Consider the following 14,759-nt stretch of genomic DNA (forward strand, 5'->3'; position numbering starts at 1 on the left):
GCACTACTCCTTTAAAACCGCTTTGTTATAGATTTCGGGATTCATTAACGAATCTACAGCTTGTGTAATGAATGGGTAAATCGATTCTGTTCCTACTCCGAATAAAACGGAAATGATGACAAGGAGGACGGCAGGAACTAGCATTTTATTAACCGTTTCATTGGTTAAGGCATAATCAGCTTTCGGAGTTCCCCAAAAGCCATTCATGAATATTTTCATGACGGAATATAGGACCATCAAACTTGAAAGCAAGACAACGGCCATTCCAAAGTAGGCCCCTTTTTCTGCAGCTCCTTGAAGAATCAGGAGCTTGCCGGCAAAACCGCTGAACGGAGGGATTCCCGCCAAAGATATGGCAGCTATGAAGAAGGTCCATGCAACGGCCGGATATTGCTTGATCAAGCCGCCCATGTCCCGCAAATCATCCGATCCGCTGATTTTGATCATGATGCCAACGAGCAGGAAGAGTGCAGCCTTGATGAGCATGTCATGAATGATATATAGAATGGAGCCTGATAAGCCCTGTTCATTCATGACGGAGATTCCGAACAGGATAACCCCGACGGCGATGATGATATTGTAAATGATGATTTTTTTTACATCCCAATAAGCTATCGCACCAATGACACCGATGATAATGGTCAAGATTGCAAGTATCGCAAGGAAAGTATGGGTGAAATCCTGGTCATGATAAAACATGAGTGTATAGGTCCTGAAAATGGAATATATCCCGACCTTCGTCAGCAATGCCCCGAATAGAGCCATCACTGGAATGGGAGGAGCATAATAGGAACCGGGCAACCATTGGAAGAGCGGGAAAATGGCTCCCTTCAAACCGAATACGATCAGAAATCCAATCGCTATCACCGAGATGATTCCAGGCTGGTTGACTTCCGCTATCCTCTGGCTGATGTCCGCCATGTTCAATGTTCCTAGAACTGAATAAAGATACGCCACCATGATGACGAAAAAGGAAGAGGAAAGCACATTGACGATTATATACTTCAATGATTCCCTCAGTTGGATTTTCGTCCCTCCCAGTACCAGCAGCACGTACGAAGCCATCAGCATGACTTCGAAGAATACGAATAGATTGAAAAGATCCCCCGTAAGGAAGGCACCGTTTACTCCAATCAGCAAAAATTGAAATACAGGATAATAATAATGTCTTTCACGTTCTTCCCCTATGGAGTAAAACGAGTAAAGCAGTATAGCCAATCCAATGACATTCGTGGTCAGTACCAGCAGCGAAGAAAGCATATCTGCGACGATCACGATCCCGAATGGCGCATCCCAGCTGCCGACACCTAAAGTCAAGATCCCTTGAGTATGGACCGTAAACACTAGATAAAGGGAAATTACAATTCCGATAAGAGAGGAAGTAAGGGATATCCCTCTTTGCAGCCTGATTTTTTTTGCAAAGAAAATGAGCAGGATGCCTGTGAAAAGCGGCCATAAAACAGGCATGAAAGTAAGATTATTCATTCGCTTCCGTACCTCTCATTTCTTCCATGTCATCCGTACCAAGTTCCTGGTAGGTCCGATAAGCGAGTACCAGCAGAAATGATGTGACTCCGAAACTGATGACGATCGCCGTCAAGATAAGCGCTTGCGGAAGGGGATCGACATAGGATACTGCTTTATCACTTAGCAATGGAACGGAACCGCCTTTCAAACCGCCCATCGTCAAAATCAAAAGGTGGGCGCCATGACTGAGCAGCCCTGTACCGATTATGATTCTTAAAATGCTTTTTGAAAGCATTAAATAGGTCGCACACATAAATAGTATTCCAATCACAATGGCCATTAAAAGTTCCATTATTCACTCTCCCCTATCGTTTGAATAATGGTCATCGTTACACCAACAACCACAAGATAAACACCCAGATCAAAAAGTACCGCAGTATGAAGCGAGATGTGCCCAAGAAGCGGTAAATCAACATATTGATAAACATGTGTCATGAGGGGCACCCCGAAAAATAGCCCGCCGGCTACGGTCAGGCTTGATATGAACAAGCCTGACCCGATCATTAATTTATAGTCAATCGGCAGGATGCCGGTGACGGTTTTAATGTCGAAAGCGAGCAACAGCAGGACAATGGCGGCTGAAGTCATTAAACCGCCGACAAACCCGCCTCCTGGCGAATAATGCCCTCCTAAAAAGATGGCTACCGCAAACAGCAAGATAACAAAGGCGGCGACTTTCGTAACCGTTTGGAGAATCAGGTCATTTTGCTTCATGATTTATCTTTCACCCCTGTCAAACGCAATTTGATCATCGCGAATATTCCGAGCGCAGCGATGGAAAGGACACAGATTTCAAACATCGTATCAAGTCCGCGGAAGTCAACAAGAATGACATTTACGACGTTTTTCCCGCCTGCTTCCTTATAAGCATTTTCAAGATAGTAATTGGATATGGAATCAAATAGTTTATTGCTATGTGCCGATAAGGCAATCAATGTCACGATGACTCCTACACCAATGGATATCAGGGCATTATTCAACTTGAATGTCATCCGTTCTTCCTTTCTGCTTGCCATTAACGGAAGGTGGAAGAAACAGAGCAAAAACAGCGCTACCGAAATCGTTTCGATGACTAGTTGAGTCAGGGCTAAATCCGGTGCCCGCAGTAAAACGAAAAATAAGGAAATCGTATAACCGACGGCTCCTAATATGATAATGGAAGTTAAACGGGATCTTGCAAACAGAATGGCGATCGAGCCAATCACGATGATCGCAGCCAATACCAATTCATATATGCCGATCGGGGCAAAATTCCCTGTATCCAATTTAAATGCATCCTTCCAATAGAGCGTAAAGCCCAAGGAAAGAATGAAGAAAAGGAAGATTGAAAGCAGATACGTCCGAATATAACCTGTCATTAATACTTTCATGACGAAGGAAGCTGAGCGTTCGAGCCCTCTTACCCCGTTATCATACAAAGCATTCAGGGATATACGTTCAGGAATCCACTGAGTGATCTTCTGCCACTTCGGAAGCGTCTTGTATAAAAGAATTCCAAATGCTATGATGCCGATGGTCATCCATACTTCAGGTTGGAATCCATGCCAGAAGGCGATATGGACTTGGAAATCCGGTCCCGCCAAGCTTGGCTGTATGCCGGCTACCGCAGGTTTAATGATTGATGAAGATAGCAAGTTTGGAAAAATACCGAAAACGATGACCAACGAAGCAAGGATGATCGGGGATATCAGCATCCCGATCGGTGCCTCATGGGGCTTCTTTTCCAATAGTTGTAACTGAAGTTTTCCTGTAAAGGGTTTGAGCACGACGATCATGCTATAAATAAAAGTGAATACACTGGCTACCCATGCCACCACAGGGAACAGAACCCCCCATGTCTCCATATTGAAGATATTCAATTCCAATACATCCACCATGCTGGCCAAGAACATTTCCTTACTCAAAAAACCATTGAAGGGCGGAAGTCCAGCCATTGAAAAAGCACCTATGACAGCGACGGTGAAAGTGATCGGCATCAACTGCATCAATCCGCCAAGCTTTCTGATATCACGCGTACCGGTTTCATGATCAATGATGCCTGCAACCATGAAAAGGCTGCCTTTAAAGGTCGCATGATTAATCAAGTGGAATACTGCTGCAACCGTGGCTGCCAAGTATATATTTTCCCCCAACGCTTCATAGTGGAGTGCCGCCGCACCAAGTCCCAAAAGCGACATGATCAATCCGAGCTGACTGATGGTGGAAAAAGCGAGAATCCCCTTCAAATCAGTCTGCTTGATTGCAGAGAATGAGCCCCAGAGCAGGGTGATCAATCCGACGATCGAAACGAGCCAGAACCATAATCCTGATTCCGCAAAAACGGGGCTTAATCGGGCAACCAAATAAATTCCGGCCTTGACCATTGTGGCGGAATGAAGGTAAGCACTGACCGGTGTCGGTGCTTCCATCGCGTCAGGAAGCCAGATATGGAACGGGAACTGTGCAGATTTAGTGAACGCGCCAAGCAGCACAAGCAAAAGTGCAGGAGTGAAGAGCGGGTGGTCCATAAGTTCCCCGCTTTGGGCAATCAATTCACGTATGCTGAATGTGTTCCCCATAATGGAAAGGAGAATGATGCCCCCAAGCATGCTTAAGCCTCCAAGCACAGTGATCAGCAGGGATTTCTGCGCTCCATACCGCGAAAGCTCCCTTTCATTCCAATATCCTATCAATAGAAAAGATGATAAACTCGTGAATTCCCAAAACGAATAAAGGACAATTAGGTTATCGGATAGGACGACACCAAGCATCGCTCCCATGAAAAGCAAAAGGAAGACGTAAAATTGGTTCAGCTTTTCTTTCTCTTTTGATAAATAGAAAATTGAATACAGAACGACGAGTGAACCTATACCTGTAATAAGCAAGGCGAACAAAAGCCCCAGTCCATCGACATAGAAATCAATATGAATTCCGAGAGAAGGAATCCATGTTGCCCTTTCCGTAATCATATCCCCTTGTTTGGTCAAGGAAATGAACCTTGAAAAATAGGTGAAAAGGATAATCGGTAAAATCAATACAAACCATCCAGTGTGTATTTGTCGAAATAGTTTGTACAATATTGGTACAATAAATGCTAATAGAAACGGTGATATTACCGCCCAATGAAGTAAAGACATAAACTCCCCCCTTTTTAAAACGAAGTCAGTCGTCTTATTATGCTTTTTTCGCGCAATTATAGACGTTAGGAAATCTTCGTTGAATATGTATTTTTTTATCGAATACTTGCCTCGCTTAAAAGTATAACGCAATTTATGTGGGTTTGCATGGCTTTAAAAACGGGTGAAGGCAAACTTGAATGATGTTTTATATATAGGTAGAAAAGGAGGGGGAATCGTCCTGAAAAATTTATAAAAAAAGTTTTTCAAGGGGGAATTAGTAGAGTACCCATTGTTAAATGGTGGATCACCTTGCATATTATAGGATAAAAGACGCATGGATGGAGAAATCATGAAAAACACAGATTTACATAGCTATTTACCAATCATTTCAATCCTATTTATGGGCAAATGCAAATGCTCAAGTTATTTGGAAATTTGGGAATCTACCAAGGGATGCAGGAGTTTTTTTCTGAAGCCGGCATCAAGCTTGCGCTGCTGATCGTATTGCTCCTAGTATTCTTCATGTTTTTTGCCGTATTGAAGCTGGTCTCCGATACGATATTGGAGCTGTCTTTATTATTCTTTCCAAGGATTCGGAGGGGAAAGCCCTGAACAGTGTAAGAAAGGGATCTGTCATATATGTGATTGGCGGTGCCTGTTCATTGTTCAGTGAGTTGCAATAGCTTGCTCCGCTAACGAGCAGATTGAGGTCAGCATCCGTTTCTTCTAAAATAGGAGGCATAATTGAGTAGCTTGATTATGCCCCTGGCTGCCTATAACTTTGGTATGCCCGATTGAAAGAATTTTTTTTATAATCTTTTCCCCCAATCAAAGAGACAAGCTCGTGCGTATGATGCTGTATAACCACTAAAAGCACCTCGATATCATTGACACCGATTTTTGATTGTACAGCAATCTTTGACTGTGTTTGCAGCTTGGTATCGAGTGCGGTATGGATGGTTACACCGGAATTCAAAAGCTTTTTCGACCTTTTTATCCAGCTCAGCATCCGTATAGCGACATCAGGGCTTTGAAGAGATTTGTCGAGACCCTCGGAGGATGCCACCAGGATTTTCAATTCCTGATGAACATATGTCACGTAATCGGGATATAAGTCGACCAGGGTGGACAAGTCTAGTTTAATCGTACTTTTGATAAGCCTTTCGTACTCGGCCTGTTCTAAATCACCTTCCGCAACCATTTGTTTCAGTAATCTCTCCTGCCGCTTTTTCGTCGCATCGAAATGTTTAAGAGGATTATAGTTTTCCGGATTATTAGGGATTGCGGCCAGGAAGGCAAGTTCCGCCTTGGATAATTCTCCAGTCGGTTTACTGAAATAAAATTGGGAAGCAGCTTCTATTCCATAAGCTCCATTACTGAAATATATGGCATTCTAATACAGCTCCATGATTTCCAGTTTTGATTTTTTCCGCTCTATCTGATAGGCGTAAAGGAGTTCACTAAGTTTTCGGTTATACGTTCTATCATGTGAAAGATAAGCATTCCTGGCAAGTTGCTGGGTAATGGTACTGCCGCCTTGTTCGATTGTTTTATTTGGTGAATTGATAAGAAGCGCCCTGCTTATGCCGGATAGGTCAACGCCTGCAGGATCATAAAATTTTCTGATCCTCTGTAACGATGAACAGATTTTTCAGGAATAGGTGGATGTCTTCAAGTTTTAGGTAAGTCCGGTTCTCACCATTGGAAATTTCACTGATGACCTTTCCATTTTCAGCCTTCATGTAACTATACTGAGCCAGTTCTATCGATTCAATGGGAATTCGCTCGTCGAGTACATGATAGGGAGATTGCGCTAAGGACCACTCCTGATAGGAAAGGAAAATGAAAAGGATCAATACGGGAACCAAGAGGGAAATCGTGATATAACCAAGATACGTGCGCATAGTTCAACTTCCTAACTAATATATTTTTAGTATGTCCTTAAATTGAAGGAATGAAAAAATGGTACTTTTGATCCATCCATCCATCATAATCCAAATAAGGTAGACAATATAGAGTTTTGGGTAAATTAGGTATGATGGCAATTGCCGTATCCGAATGGTGTGTTACGAAAAACTTTCTAAATCTTCTGTTATAATAAGCTCGTGAGAAAAAACCATTTTTTGTTTTATAAGTTGATGTCAGGAATATGAAGGGGGTCATAAAAATGGAGGAACAACAGCAATATGTATTCATAGATTTTGAATTTACGATGCCAGAAGGAAAAGCCAATCCAGTAGGGTTTTATCCGGAAATCATTGAGGTTGGCTTAGTCACCGTCATTAATGAGACCATTCAGGAACAATTCTCATCTTTTGTTAACCCATTGAAATTTCCAGTCTTAACGGGAAGATGCAAGAAGTTCTTGAACATTACCCAGGATCAGGTGGACCGGGGAATTTCATTTGAAGAGCTGGTTACTTTATTGAAGAAAATAGATGAGCAGCACCCGACGACGATTGTTACCTGGGGAAATATGGACATGAAGGTACTTCGCCAGAACTGTCAGAAAGCAGGATTGGATTTCCCTTTTTCAGGGAAACAAAGTGATCTTTGCCTGGAGTATAAACGCTTTTTCGGGGATCAAAATCAAACCGGGCTTTGGAAGGCTGTACAGGCCTATGGCAAAGAAGGGACAGGCAAGCATCACCGGGCGCTGGATGATGCGATTACGACATATAATATCTTTAAGTTAGTGGAGAAAGATAAAAGTTATATGAAAAATCATGAACCGACGACAATTGGCGATCGCATTGATTTATCAAAAGTATTGAATCATTTAGCGTTATAAAAGCCAAATCATATACTACTGATTTGGCTTTTATCATGCTTTATTTGAAATAATCCGCCGCTAGATCTTCAAGCAATTGTAAGCTTTTATCATTCCACTCTGTTTGGGCTTCGCTTAAAGTGCATTTCATTTTCTCAACAGCTTCTCTTAAGGATTCCTTATACTCAGGAATCTCCTCATTAAAGTTCCTGACCATATTCTTTGGTACATTGGTTTGCTCCCGGAAAGCTAGGGCACGCCGCTGATGGAACATGGACACTTCCGTTTGCTTCGGGTTATGGAGATCTCCCTGCATGGGATGCTTCAAGACAGCCAACACTTTTACAAGATATGCAGCAGGTCTGATATCGGTGACTTCCCCGATATATTTTCCAGTTTTATATATGGCGGTAACCTTATCGCCGATTTTAAAATCCTGTTCTGACATTTCCCTACCACCTTTCTTTTAACTTCCTTCATGATACATAAGAACAACGATTTTTCACAGCGAATTTGTTCAATTTCGTAAAGATGCTTTTTTTATGAAAATCGTGTAAAGTGTACAAATGAAGATGAAAAATGGTGTTTCATACCATTTTATTTTAAAAAGAAAGAGGTTATGTACAATGACAAACTTTCCACAATTAACAAGTGAAGTTTTGGAAAATGAAAAAGCGGTCATCATGCAAACGTCGATGGGCGATATTAAAATTAAACTATTCCCTGAACTGGCTCCAAAGACAGTGGAGAATTTCTTGACACATGCTGAAAATGGTTATTACGAAGGAATCATCTTTCACCGTGTCATCAAGGATTTCATGCTTCAAGGCGGAGATCCGACAGGCACTGGAATGGGTGGAGAAAGTATCTGGGGAACTCCATTTGAGGACGAGTTCTCCATGCAATTATTCAATTTGCGCGGAGCTCTTTCCATGGCAAATGCAGGCCCAGGAACAAACGGCAGCCAATTCTTCGTCGTACAAGCCCAGCATGTGGACAGCAGGATGGGTGAGCAAATGAAGCAAGCCGGTTATCCGGAAGAAATCATCAGTGCTTATATGGAGCAAGGCGGCACACCATGGCTGGATCATAAACACTCTGTTTTTGGACAAGTGGTCGAAGGCATGGACGTTGTTGATACGATTGCTAACGTAGAGACAGTAGCGGGAGACAAGCCAGCAGTGGACGTGGTCATTAAAGGGATCACCATTTTATAAATAAAAGAGAAGCGAGGGGCTCAGTGCCTCTCGTTTTTTTAGGTTTTAGTGGATTAGGCCCACTAGTGGATTGTTCTGGTAATTGATATAATGGGATAATGCAGTTTAATTCCCTATCAGGAAGGATGTATCGGATGGACTTTTTCAATCATGCTTTACTAGGTTTGTTTCTTTACTTTCCGGAAGACAAGACTGAATATATCTCGGCTGGTATAACTTGCTTCATTTTTTTAGTCGCAGCCGTTTTTACGATGAGGGCAATTATAAGATATTCAAAGAAGGAAGAAATGAAAACCAAACAATTCGAAGATGAGGTCACCAAAAGGAACCAACGTATAAAGGATGATACCATTTCTTGATACCGGGAAATGCCGTACATCGCGCCCCATTTTTTTGAATATGAATGGTATTATGTGTTGTTGAAGGTCGTAAAGGACCTGACGAAGAATTAAATGTTCCCTTATCAGCATAAGCATTTTATACTATAAGCATAGAGATAGAAATTTGGGGGCGTAATTGGTTATGCAAATCGTGGCGAAAAGAATGATTGCGGCAGATACGGTTAAGGATTTTTTCATTAATCACTGGGAGACGACCCAAGTCGTTTTTTCAAGAGGCTTGTTTCATTATGCGGAACTTGAGGGTTTTGGGGTGATGGACGAGAATGAAAAAATCACGGGGTTGGGAACATACAAATTGTCCGACCATGTATGTCAGATCATCTCTTTGAATAGTGAGCATGAGAATCAAGGTGTTGGCTCATCATTGCTTTATGTGATGGAAAATATCGCTAAGGAAAAAAATTGCCATACTATTAAAGCGATTACAACGAACGATAATTTACAGGCGTTGAAGTTTTTTCAAAAGCGTGGTTATGTCATTTCGGAAATCGTTAAAAATGCCGTGGAAGAATCACGGAAAATCAAGCCTGAAATACCTTTTTACAGTTTTGATGGAATTCCGATCAGAGACGAGATAATACTGGAGAAATACTTATAATAAGGTGTAATTCACCTGAATTTGATAGGGGGAATAGGAATGTTCAAGAAAATGGCGGCAGATGCCCTTGGTCTTAGTGATATTGGAAGTGTGATTAGTCCTGCTGATTATGACAAGGTGGATGCGGATGACTATATCATGCATGAAGACGGGGAAAAAATTTATTTCCTGATTAAATCGAAAACCGATGAGTACTGTTTCACGAATCAAGCGTTCATACATTTGGACGGTACAAGTGCGATAAGCAAAAAGCGTACATTAACAAGATATAGCTACAGCCAGTATACTATTTCCAACGCCACGCTTGAAACCGCAGGGACTGTGGATTTGGATGCTGAAATTAAATTTTCGATCGGTGCAAAGACTTTCTCCATTGATGTTCATAAGAAATTCATTGAAGAATTAAAGGACTTGTTCAAATCACTCGTGAAAATATCGGAAATTTGCCATGAGAATGAGTATGCCCTTCAATATGCCCAGCAAAGCGTAAACCTTGCTTCTTCCACTTTGAATCAGGTTCGCACTGATGGAAGCCAAATGGCTGCAAGTTTCAAGGAAATTAATTCCGCCGCATTCGAATGGTTGATGGACAGCCGGAAAAAGTACCATGTGAAAGATTTTGGCTTTGTTTTTGAAAAATATATCAATAATTAAAAAAGGAGGCGAACACAGAATGATGTGTCCGCCTTCTTTTTTAATTGTTCAAATCAGTCAAGCCTGGGCTATGTTCATTTGGCATATCCGGCATTTCAGGGACCGGGAATCCTTTTGGCGGCTCGGTAACAGCAAGGCTTCCGCCATTTCGGCTCGGTGTCTCCCCTTGGAAAATTTCGCTGATTCGAGTTTGATCCATCCTGAAGTTGAATTGGGCATTATGGTAGCCTAAATCCACATATTTGCGGCATTCAGGATATTTGTTCAAATCATAATTAGGTACAGGGAAGATTTTACCCCAGTCGACCCCAAGAGTTTCCAATGCCTTGGCAAATGCATTTTGATGGGCATTGTCGCGAACCATTAAAAATGCCAGTGTTTCGCGCATTGATTTATTGGAACTCATTTCATAAATCCTGGACTTTTGCAGGACTCCCGTGGATTCAAGCATGACATTGTTCAAAAGGTTCGCCACAAGATTACCGTGATCATAAACCCATGATCCATTCCACGGATTGCCGCCAGCATCGACGGGCAGGGATGCTTTCGCACCGATGATGAAATGGTGAGGGTTTGCACCGCCTTTGATGACTTCATCCAATGGGGCGCCGTCGATAGCGACATCTCCAGGCATATCCCCGCCAGCACCATTCAGCAGCTGGTTGATGGTTGATTGGACAAGTTCAACGTGGCTAAGTTCCTCCAAGAAAACGCCACGGATTAAATCACGATATTGTTTAGCCTTGCCGCGGAAGTTGGCGCTTTGGAAAGAATACTGCATCATCGTCCGCATTTCACCGAATTGCCCTCCAAGCGTTTCCTGAAGTACTTTTGCTGCATTCGGATCAGGCTTATCGGGAACGATCATATTGATTAAGTCTTCTTTATAGAAATACAAATTGAAGCCCTCCTTGAATTTGATATTTCTAAGTTAGCTTCTGTTATCAGAATTAAATTATTCCTAAGGTAAAAAGTACCTTTATGGAATGGCGGGAAGAGAGAAATACTAGAGGGAAGAACGATTTTGAAAGGATGTTGCACATGCTATCCAATCAGCAGCTTAAAGAATTTCAGCAGCAATTGCAGCAAACGAAGCAAGAGTTGGAAGAGCGGTTAAGTGATTCAGGCAACCACGATTTAAGAAGGAGCCTGGAGGATTCGACAGGTGAGTTATCGAGTTACGATAATCATCCCGGCGATGAAGGAACCGAGTTATATGAACGGGAAAAGGATTTGGCCCTTTCCGAGCATGACCGGGATGAAATAAGGGATATTGAACGGGCGCTTTCTGCCATCGAGGCAGGGGAGTATGGAAAGTGCCAGATTTGTTCAAAAGAAATACCTCTTGAACGTTTGAATGCCATCCCTACTACGACTTATTGTGTCGAGCATACCCCATCACAGGAAACCTCGGACAATCGGCCGGTCGAAGAGGAAGTCTTGGGACCGCCGTTTGGAAGGTTTGATTTTGACGATCAGCACGAATCGGTTGCATACGATGCGGAAGATTCTTGGCAGGATGCTGCCAGTTATGGAACATCTGAATCGCCTTCCGATTTTGTAAATCCGCCAAGCGATTACGAAGATATGTATGTCGAATCCGAGGAAAATATCGGATATGTCGAAGATTATGAAAATTTCGTTGGTGTGGATATATACGGTAAGGAGATAACGGTTTATCACAACTCCCAATATGAAGAATTGAAGGAAGAACTTTTTGAAGAAGACATTCAAACCCCGTTTGGGGATTTGCCTCGATATGAGCATGATCCTTATGTGGATGAAGAGAAAGAATGAAAAAGAAGAACCAGGATACTAAACCTGGTTCTTCTTTTATTTACGAAAAAGCCAATTTCAAACGGTTTAGCCCTTCCATCAGGACGGAGCGTGAACAACCGAGATTCATTCGGACGAAACCTTCTCCGCCAGGTCCATATTTTGAACCAGGTTCCAATGCGAGCTTCCCTTGATGGATCAGTCGATCCTTAATTTCCTTGTCGGTCAATCCAAGGTCACGGCAGTCAATCCATAAGAGGTAAGAGGCTTCCGGATGCATGACATGCAGTGAAGGAATTTCAGCAGCAATAAATTCTTCTGCCACTTTTATATTCTCCTCAATGTATTCGATCATGTCCTCAAGCCATTCCAAGCCCTCCCGATACGCGGCTTCCATCGCTGTTAAGGCAAAGATATTAAGACCATGGAAGGCCAGTTTCGTTTGGGCCTTTTGCAATTTCTTCTGCAATTTTTCATTACTGGTGATCAGGAATGAAGCCTGAAGGCCGGCAATATTGAATGTTTTGCTTGGCGCCATCAAAGTAACGGTCATGTCCGCCAATTTTTCTGAAAGCGCGCCGATCGGATAATGCCTTGAAGTTTTATGGAATAAGTCAGCATGTATCTCATCGCTGACGATGACTACATCATATTTTTCACATAGCTCCCCGATTCGGAGGAGTTCGTCCTTAGTCCAAACGCGTCCGCCAGGGTTATGCGGACTGCAAAAAAGGAATAGCTTCACTCCGCTTTTCAGCTTGTCCTCAAAATCGCTGAAATCAATCTCAAAGCGGTCCTTTTCTATGATAAGGGGACTATTGACCACTTCACGGTCATTATTTTTGATCATATCAAAAAATGGGGTATAGACGGGAGATTGTATCAGTATTTTATCGCCCGGGTTCGTGAATGCTTGGATCGTTGTACCGATTGCGGAAACGACGCCGGAGCTGAATGAAATCCACTCTTTATCGATTTGCCAGGAGTGCCGGTCTCTAAGCCAGCTTTGAATCTCGGTGAAAACTGTTTCAGAAGGGACGGTATAGCCGAAAATCGGATGATTCAAGCGTTCCATCAATGCCTTTTGAATGCCCTCAGGAGATGGGAAATCCATATCGGCAACCCACATTGGCAGTACATCCTCGCGCCCATACAATGATGTGAGCGAGTTTTTATCCCATTTCGCAGATCCTGAATTTTCCCTGTTGATTTGTTCTTCAAATATTGACTTGTTCAAAATATCCACCACCGAATAAAAATTTGTCGTCTTCGCGAAAAGCCTGTTGTTATGATACTATGATATCATGTTCTTTGAAAATATTGAGCAGGTGATGATCTTATGGATACACAGCAAATGAATTTAGCGTTGGTTGCCGTTTTGCAAGAATGGGACCCTTTCAAGATAGGATGGGATCTATATGAGCCCGAAATTGCCGATACGGTCGTAGCAATCCGAGATATAGATGCCCCAAAGGAACTGGCGGAAAAAATAAAATCCATTTACGAGTTCTCGTTCGATGAATCCGTTCAGATGGAAAAGTGCCTGGAAGTTGCTCAAAAGCTGCTCATCATTAAAAATGATGCCAGCTGTTCAATCTAAAGGTGAAAAAGGGTGTACCCAGAAATCAGGGGGCACCTTTTTTATGTTGTTTTTTTGCCCTTTACTCGTAGTTTTTGCTATTTACTCGTGAATTCGTGCAGTTTACTCGTGAGTTTGCGCGGTTTACTCGTGAGTTTGCGCAGTTTACTCGTGAGTTTGCGCAGTTTACTCGTGAGTTTGTGCAGTTTGCTCGTGAGTTTGTGCAGTTTACTCGTGAGTTTGCGCGGTTTACTCGTGAGTTTGCGCAGTTTAGGTTGTTGGGTTGGCCACTCCAACAAATCCTTTAATCAATTGATACACCTCTTCGGGTTTCTCCTCTGGAAGAAGGTGCCCGGATTCCTCAATGACAACAAGCTCGGAGTTAGGCAGGTCCTCATGGAGCCTTTTGCCAATATTCAATGGCACCACTCGATCATGCCTTCCCCAAATAAGCAGGCATGGTGTATGGATATCACTAAGGTCCTCCTTCAACAAATCGACTTCCTTATCTCGCAGCATCCGCCCCAATGCTCGGAAAATATCATGCTTCTTTATGAATGGTCCCAGATATCCCTGCCGCATTTCATCGTCAATCATGGCCGGGTCGTGGACGACATTTTTCAAGTTCTTTTCGATACCTGATTTTTGTAAATACCGTTTTATCCCGAATGAAAAGAAAGGCAGGTAACTGACCATCTTCATTTTTTCCGAATAGCTGGGCTGATAGCCTGAACCGGCAAGGAGAATGGCATGATCGACAAGGTCAGGATATGATTTGATGAGCTGCAGGGAAATCTGTCCGCCCATGGAGTGGCCGATGATACTGAATTTCCTGATGCCTTTTGCCTCTAAGAACAGAACGACGGATTTAGCGATGTTCCGGAATGAATATGTATATCGATAATCTTTTCCGCTTTGTCCGAATGGCGGGAGGTCGATGGAAATCACATTGAATTCCTTGATTAAATAGGGCACTAATTTACGAAAACTGAAGCTCGATGACAAAAATCCATGAAGCAGGATTAGGGTGGGGAAGGAGTCATCGATTCGGTCATATTCAAAATAGATTTCCATATTACCCACCCGTTCGACACCTTTGATTGTATGACTTTCCATAAAAGATCCTCCTCCATTGATAG

General features: G+C 42.6%; 18 protein-coding genes and 1 pseudogene. 8 read left to right on the forward strand and 11 right to left on the reverse strand.

Annotated elements, in window-relative coordinates; translation table 11 throughout:
* Positions 1-3: 3 nt before the first annotated feature.
* From J7E52_RS05525 to J7E52_RS05540, 4 genes are read right to left on the reverse strand one after another with little or no spacing between them, the layout of a single operon-like run.
* Positions 4-1,485 carry a Na+/H+ antiporter subunit D gene (locus J7E52_RS05525; RefSeq protein ID WP_214744021.1) on the reverse strand — a complete coding sequence of 494 codons (1,482 nt, stop codon included), beginning with the start codon at positions 1,483-1,485 and terminating at the stop codon, positions 4-6.
* A complete protein-coding gene (locus J7E52_RS05530) occupies positions 1,478-1,819 on the reverse strand; it encodes a Na(+)/H(+) antiporter subunit C (RefSeq protein WP_214744022.1) in 342 nt (113 codons plus the stop codon). Before J7E52_RS05530 ends, J7E52_RS05525 begins: the two co-directional genes overlap by 8 nt.
* Positions 1,819-2,241, reverse strand: a complete 423-nt coding sequence (locus J7E52_RS05535; RefSeq protein WP_053536727.1) for a Na(+)/H(+) antiporter subunit B — start codon at positions 2,239-2,241, stop codon at positions 1,819-1,821. Before J7E52_RS05535 ends, J7E52_RS05530 begins: the two co-directional genes overlap by 1 nt.
* On the reverse strand, positions 2,238-4,643 hold the full coding sequence (locus tag J7E52_RS05540) for a Na+/H+ antiporter subunit A (protein ID WP_214744023.1): 2,406 nt from the start codon (positions 4,641-4,643) through the stop codon (positions 2,238-2,240). Before J7E52_RS05540 ends, J7E52_RS05535 begins: the two co-directional genes overlap by 4 nt.
* A 396-nt stretch (positions 4,644-5,039) precedes the next feature.
* Here J7E52_RS05540 and J7E52_RS05545 point away from each other — a divergent pair, with 396 nt between their 5' ends.
* The gene (locus J7E52_RS05545; protein ID WP_214744024.1) at positions 5,040-5,237 is read left to right on the forward strand and encodes a DUF5366 family protein; all 198 of its coding nucleotides are present in this window, start codon (positions 5,040-5,042) and stop codon (positions 5,235-5,237) included.
* Positions 5,238-5,382: 145 nt separating this feature from the next.
* Here the strand turns inward: J7E52_RS05545 and J7E52_RS05550 are convergent, their stop codons facing one another.
* The 3 genes and pseudogenes from J7E52_RS05550 to J7E52_RS05560 form a co-directional block, all read right to left on the reverse strand.
* A complete protein-coding gene (locus J7E52_RS05550) occupies positions 5,383-5,826 on the reverse strand; it encodes a hypothetical protein (protein WP_286197469.1) in 444 nt (147 codons plus the stop codon).
* A gap of 57 nt (positions 5,827-5,883) precedes the next feature.
* Positions 5,884-6,273: pseudogene (locus tag J7E52_RS27350) on the reverse strand (transglycosylase domain-containing protein); the annotation flags it as partial.
* The gene (locus tag J7E52_RS05560) at positions 6,236-6,529 is read right to left on the reverse strand and encodes a hypothetical protein (RefSeq protein WP_214744025.1); all 294 of its coding nucleotides are present in this window, start codon (positions 6,527-6,529) and stop codon (positions 6,236-6,238) included. The gene J7E52_RS05560 and the pseudogene J7E52_RS27350, both read right to left, overlap by 38 nt.
* A 263-nt stretch (positions 6,530-6,792) precedes the next feature.
* Here J7E52_RS05560 and kapD point away from each other — a divergent pair, with 263 nt between their 5' ends.
* The gene (gene kapD / locus J7E52_RS05565) at positions 6,793-7,416 is read left to right on the forward strand and encodes a 3'-5' exonuclease KapD (protein WP_214744026.1); all 624 of its coding nucleotides are present in this window, start codon (positions 6,793-6,795) and stop codon (positions 7,414-7,416) included.
* A gap of 40 nt (positions 7,417-7,456) precedes the next feature.
* Here the strand turns inward: kapD and kapB are convergent, their stop codons facing one another.
* Positions 7,457-7,843, reverse strand: a complete 387-nt coding sequence (kapB, locus tag J7E52_RS05570) for a kinase-associated lipoprotein KapB (protein ID WP_214744027.1) — start codon at positions 7,841-7,843, stop codon at positions 7,457-7,459.
* 178 nt (positions 7,844-8,021) lie between these two features.
* Here kapB and J7E52_RS05575 point away from each other — a divergent pair, with 178 nt between their 5' ends.
* From J7E52_RS05575 to J7E52_RS05590, 4 genes are all read left to right on the forward strand, one after another.
* Positions 8,022-8,612: a peptidylprolyl isomerase gene (locus tag J7E52_RS05575; RefSeq protein WP_214744028.1), complete on the forward strand. Its 591-nt coding sequence runs from the start codon at positions 8,022-8,024 to the stop codon at positions 8,610-8,612.
* 134 nt (positions 8,613-8,746) lie between these two features.
* Entirely contained in the window at positions 8,747-8,971 is a 225-nt protein-coding gene (locus tag J7E52_RS05580; RefSeq protein WP_214744029.1) for a hypothetical protein, read from the forward strand.
* Positions 8,972-9,134: 163 nt separating this feature from the next.
* The gene (locus tag J7E52_RS05585) at positions 9,135-9,611 is read left to right on the forward strand and encodes a GNAT family N-acetyltransferase (protein WP_214744135.1); all 477 of its coding nucleotides are present in this window, start codon (positions 9,135-9,137) and stop codon (positions 9,609-9,611) included.
* A 39-nt stretch (positions 9,612-9,650) separates the two neighbouring features.
* Positions 9,651-10,265 (forward strand): PH domain-containing protein, encoded by a 615-nt coding sequence (locus tag J7E52_RS05590; RefSeq protein WP_214744030.1) that lies wholly within the window; start codon positions 9,651-9,653, stop codon positions 10,263-10,265.
* 40 nt (positions 10,266-10,305) lie between these two features.
* Here J7E52_RS05590 and J7E52_RS05595 read toward each other — a convergent pair whose 3' ends face one another.
* Complete coding sequence (locus tag J7E52_RS05595; protein WP_214744031.1) at positions 10,306-11,163, reverse strand: manganese catalase family protein; 858 nt, start codon at positions 11,161-11,163, stop codon at positions 10,306-10,308.
* Positions 11,164-11,306: 143 nt separating this feature from the next.
* Here J7E52_RS05595 and J7E52_RS05600 point away from each other — a divergent pair, with 143 nt between their 5' ends.
* Complete coding sequence (locus J7E52_RS05600) at positions 11,307-12,062, forward strand: TraR/DksA C4-type zinc finger protein (protein WP_214744032.1); 756 nt, start codon at positions 11,307-11,309, stop codon at positions 12,060-12,062.
* Between the two features lie 40 nt (positions 12,063-12,102).
* Here the strand turns inward: J7E52_RS05600 and J7E52_RS05605 are convergent, their stop codons facing one another.
* Entirely contained in the window at positions 12,103-13,278 is a 1,176-nt protein-coding gene (locus tag J7E52_RS05605; RefSeq protein WP_214744033.1) for a MalY/PatB family protein, read from the reverse strand.
* A 102-nt stretch (positions 13,279-13,380) separates the two neighbouring features.
* On the opposite strand from J7E52_RS05605, the gene J7E52_RS05610 reads away from it, so the two are divergent.
* Positions 13,381-13,641 carry a DUF1871 family protein gene (locus J7E52_RS05610; RefSeq protein WP_214744034.1) on the forward strand — a complete coding sequence of 87 codons (261 nt, stop codon included), beginning with the start codon at positions 13,381-13,383 and terminating at the stop codon, positions 13,639-13,641.
* A 249-nt stretch (positions 13,642-13,890) separates the two neighbouring features.
* Here the strand turns inward: J7E52_RS05610 and J7E52_RS05615 are convergent, their stop codons facing one another.
* Complete coding sequence (locus tag J7E52_RS05615) at positions 13,891-14,736, reverse strand: alpha/beta fold hydrolase (protein ID WP_214744035.1); 846 nt, start codon at positions 14,734-14,736, stop codon at positions 13,891-13,893.
* Positions 14,737-14,759 lie beyond the last annotated feature (23 nt).

The organism is Bacillus sp. ISL-34 (assembly GCF_018613325.1).
Taxonomy (GTDB): domain Bacteria; phylum Bacillota; class Bacilli; order Bacillales; family DSM-1321; genus Peribacillus.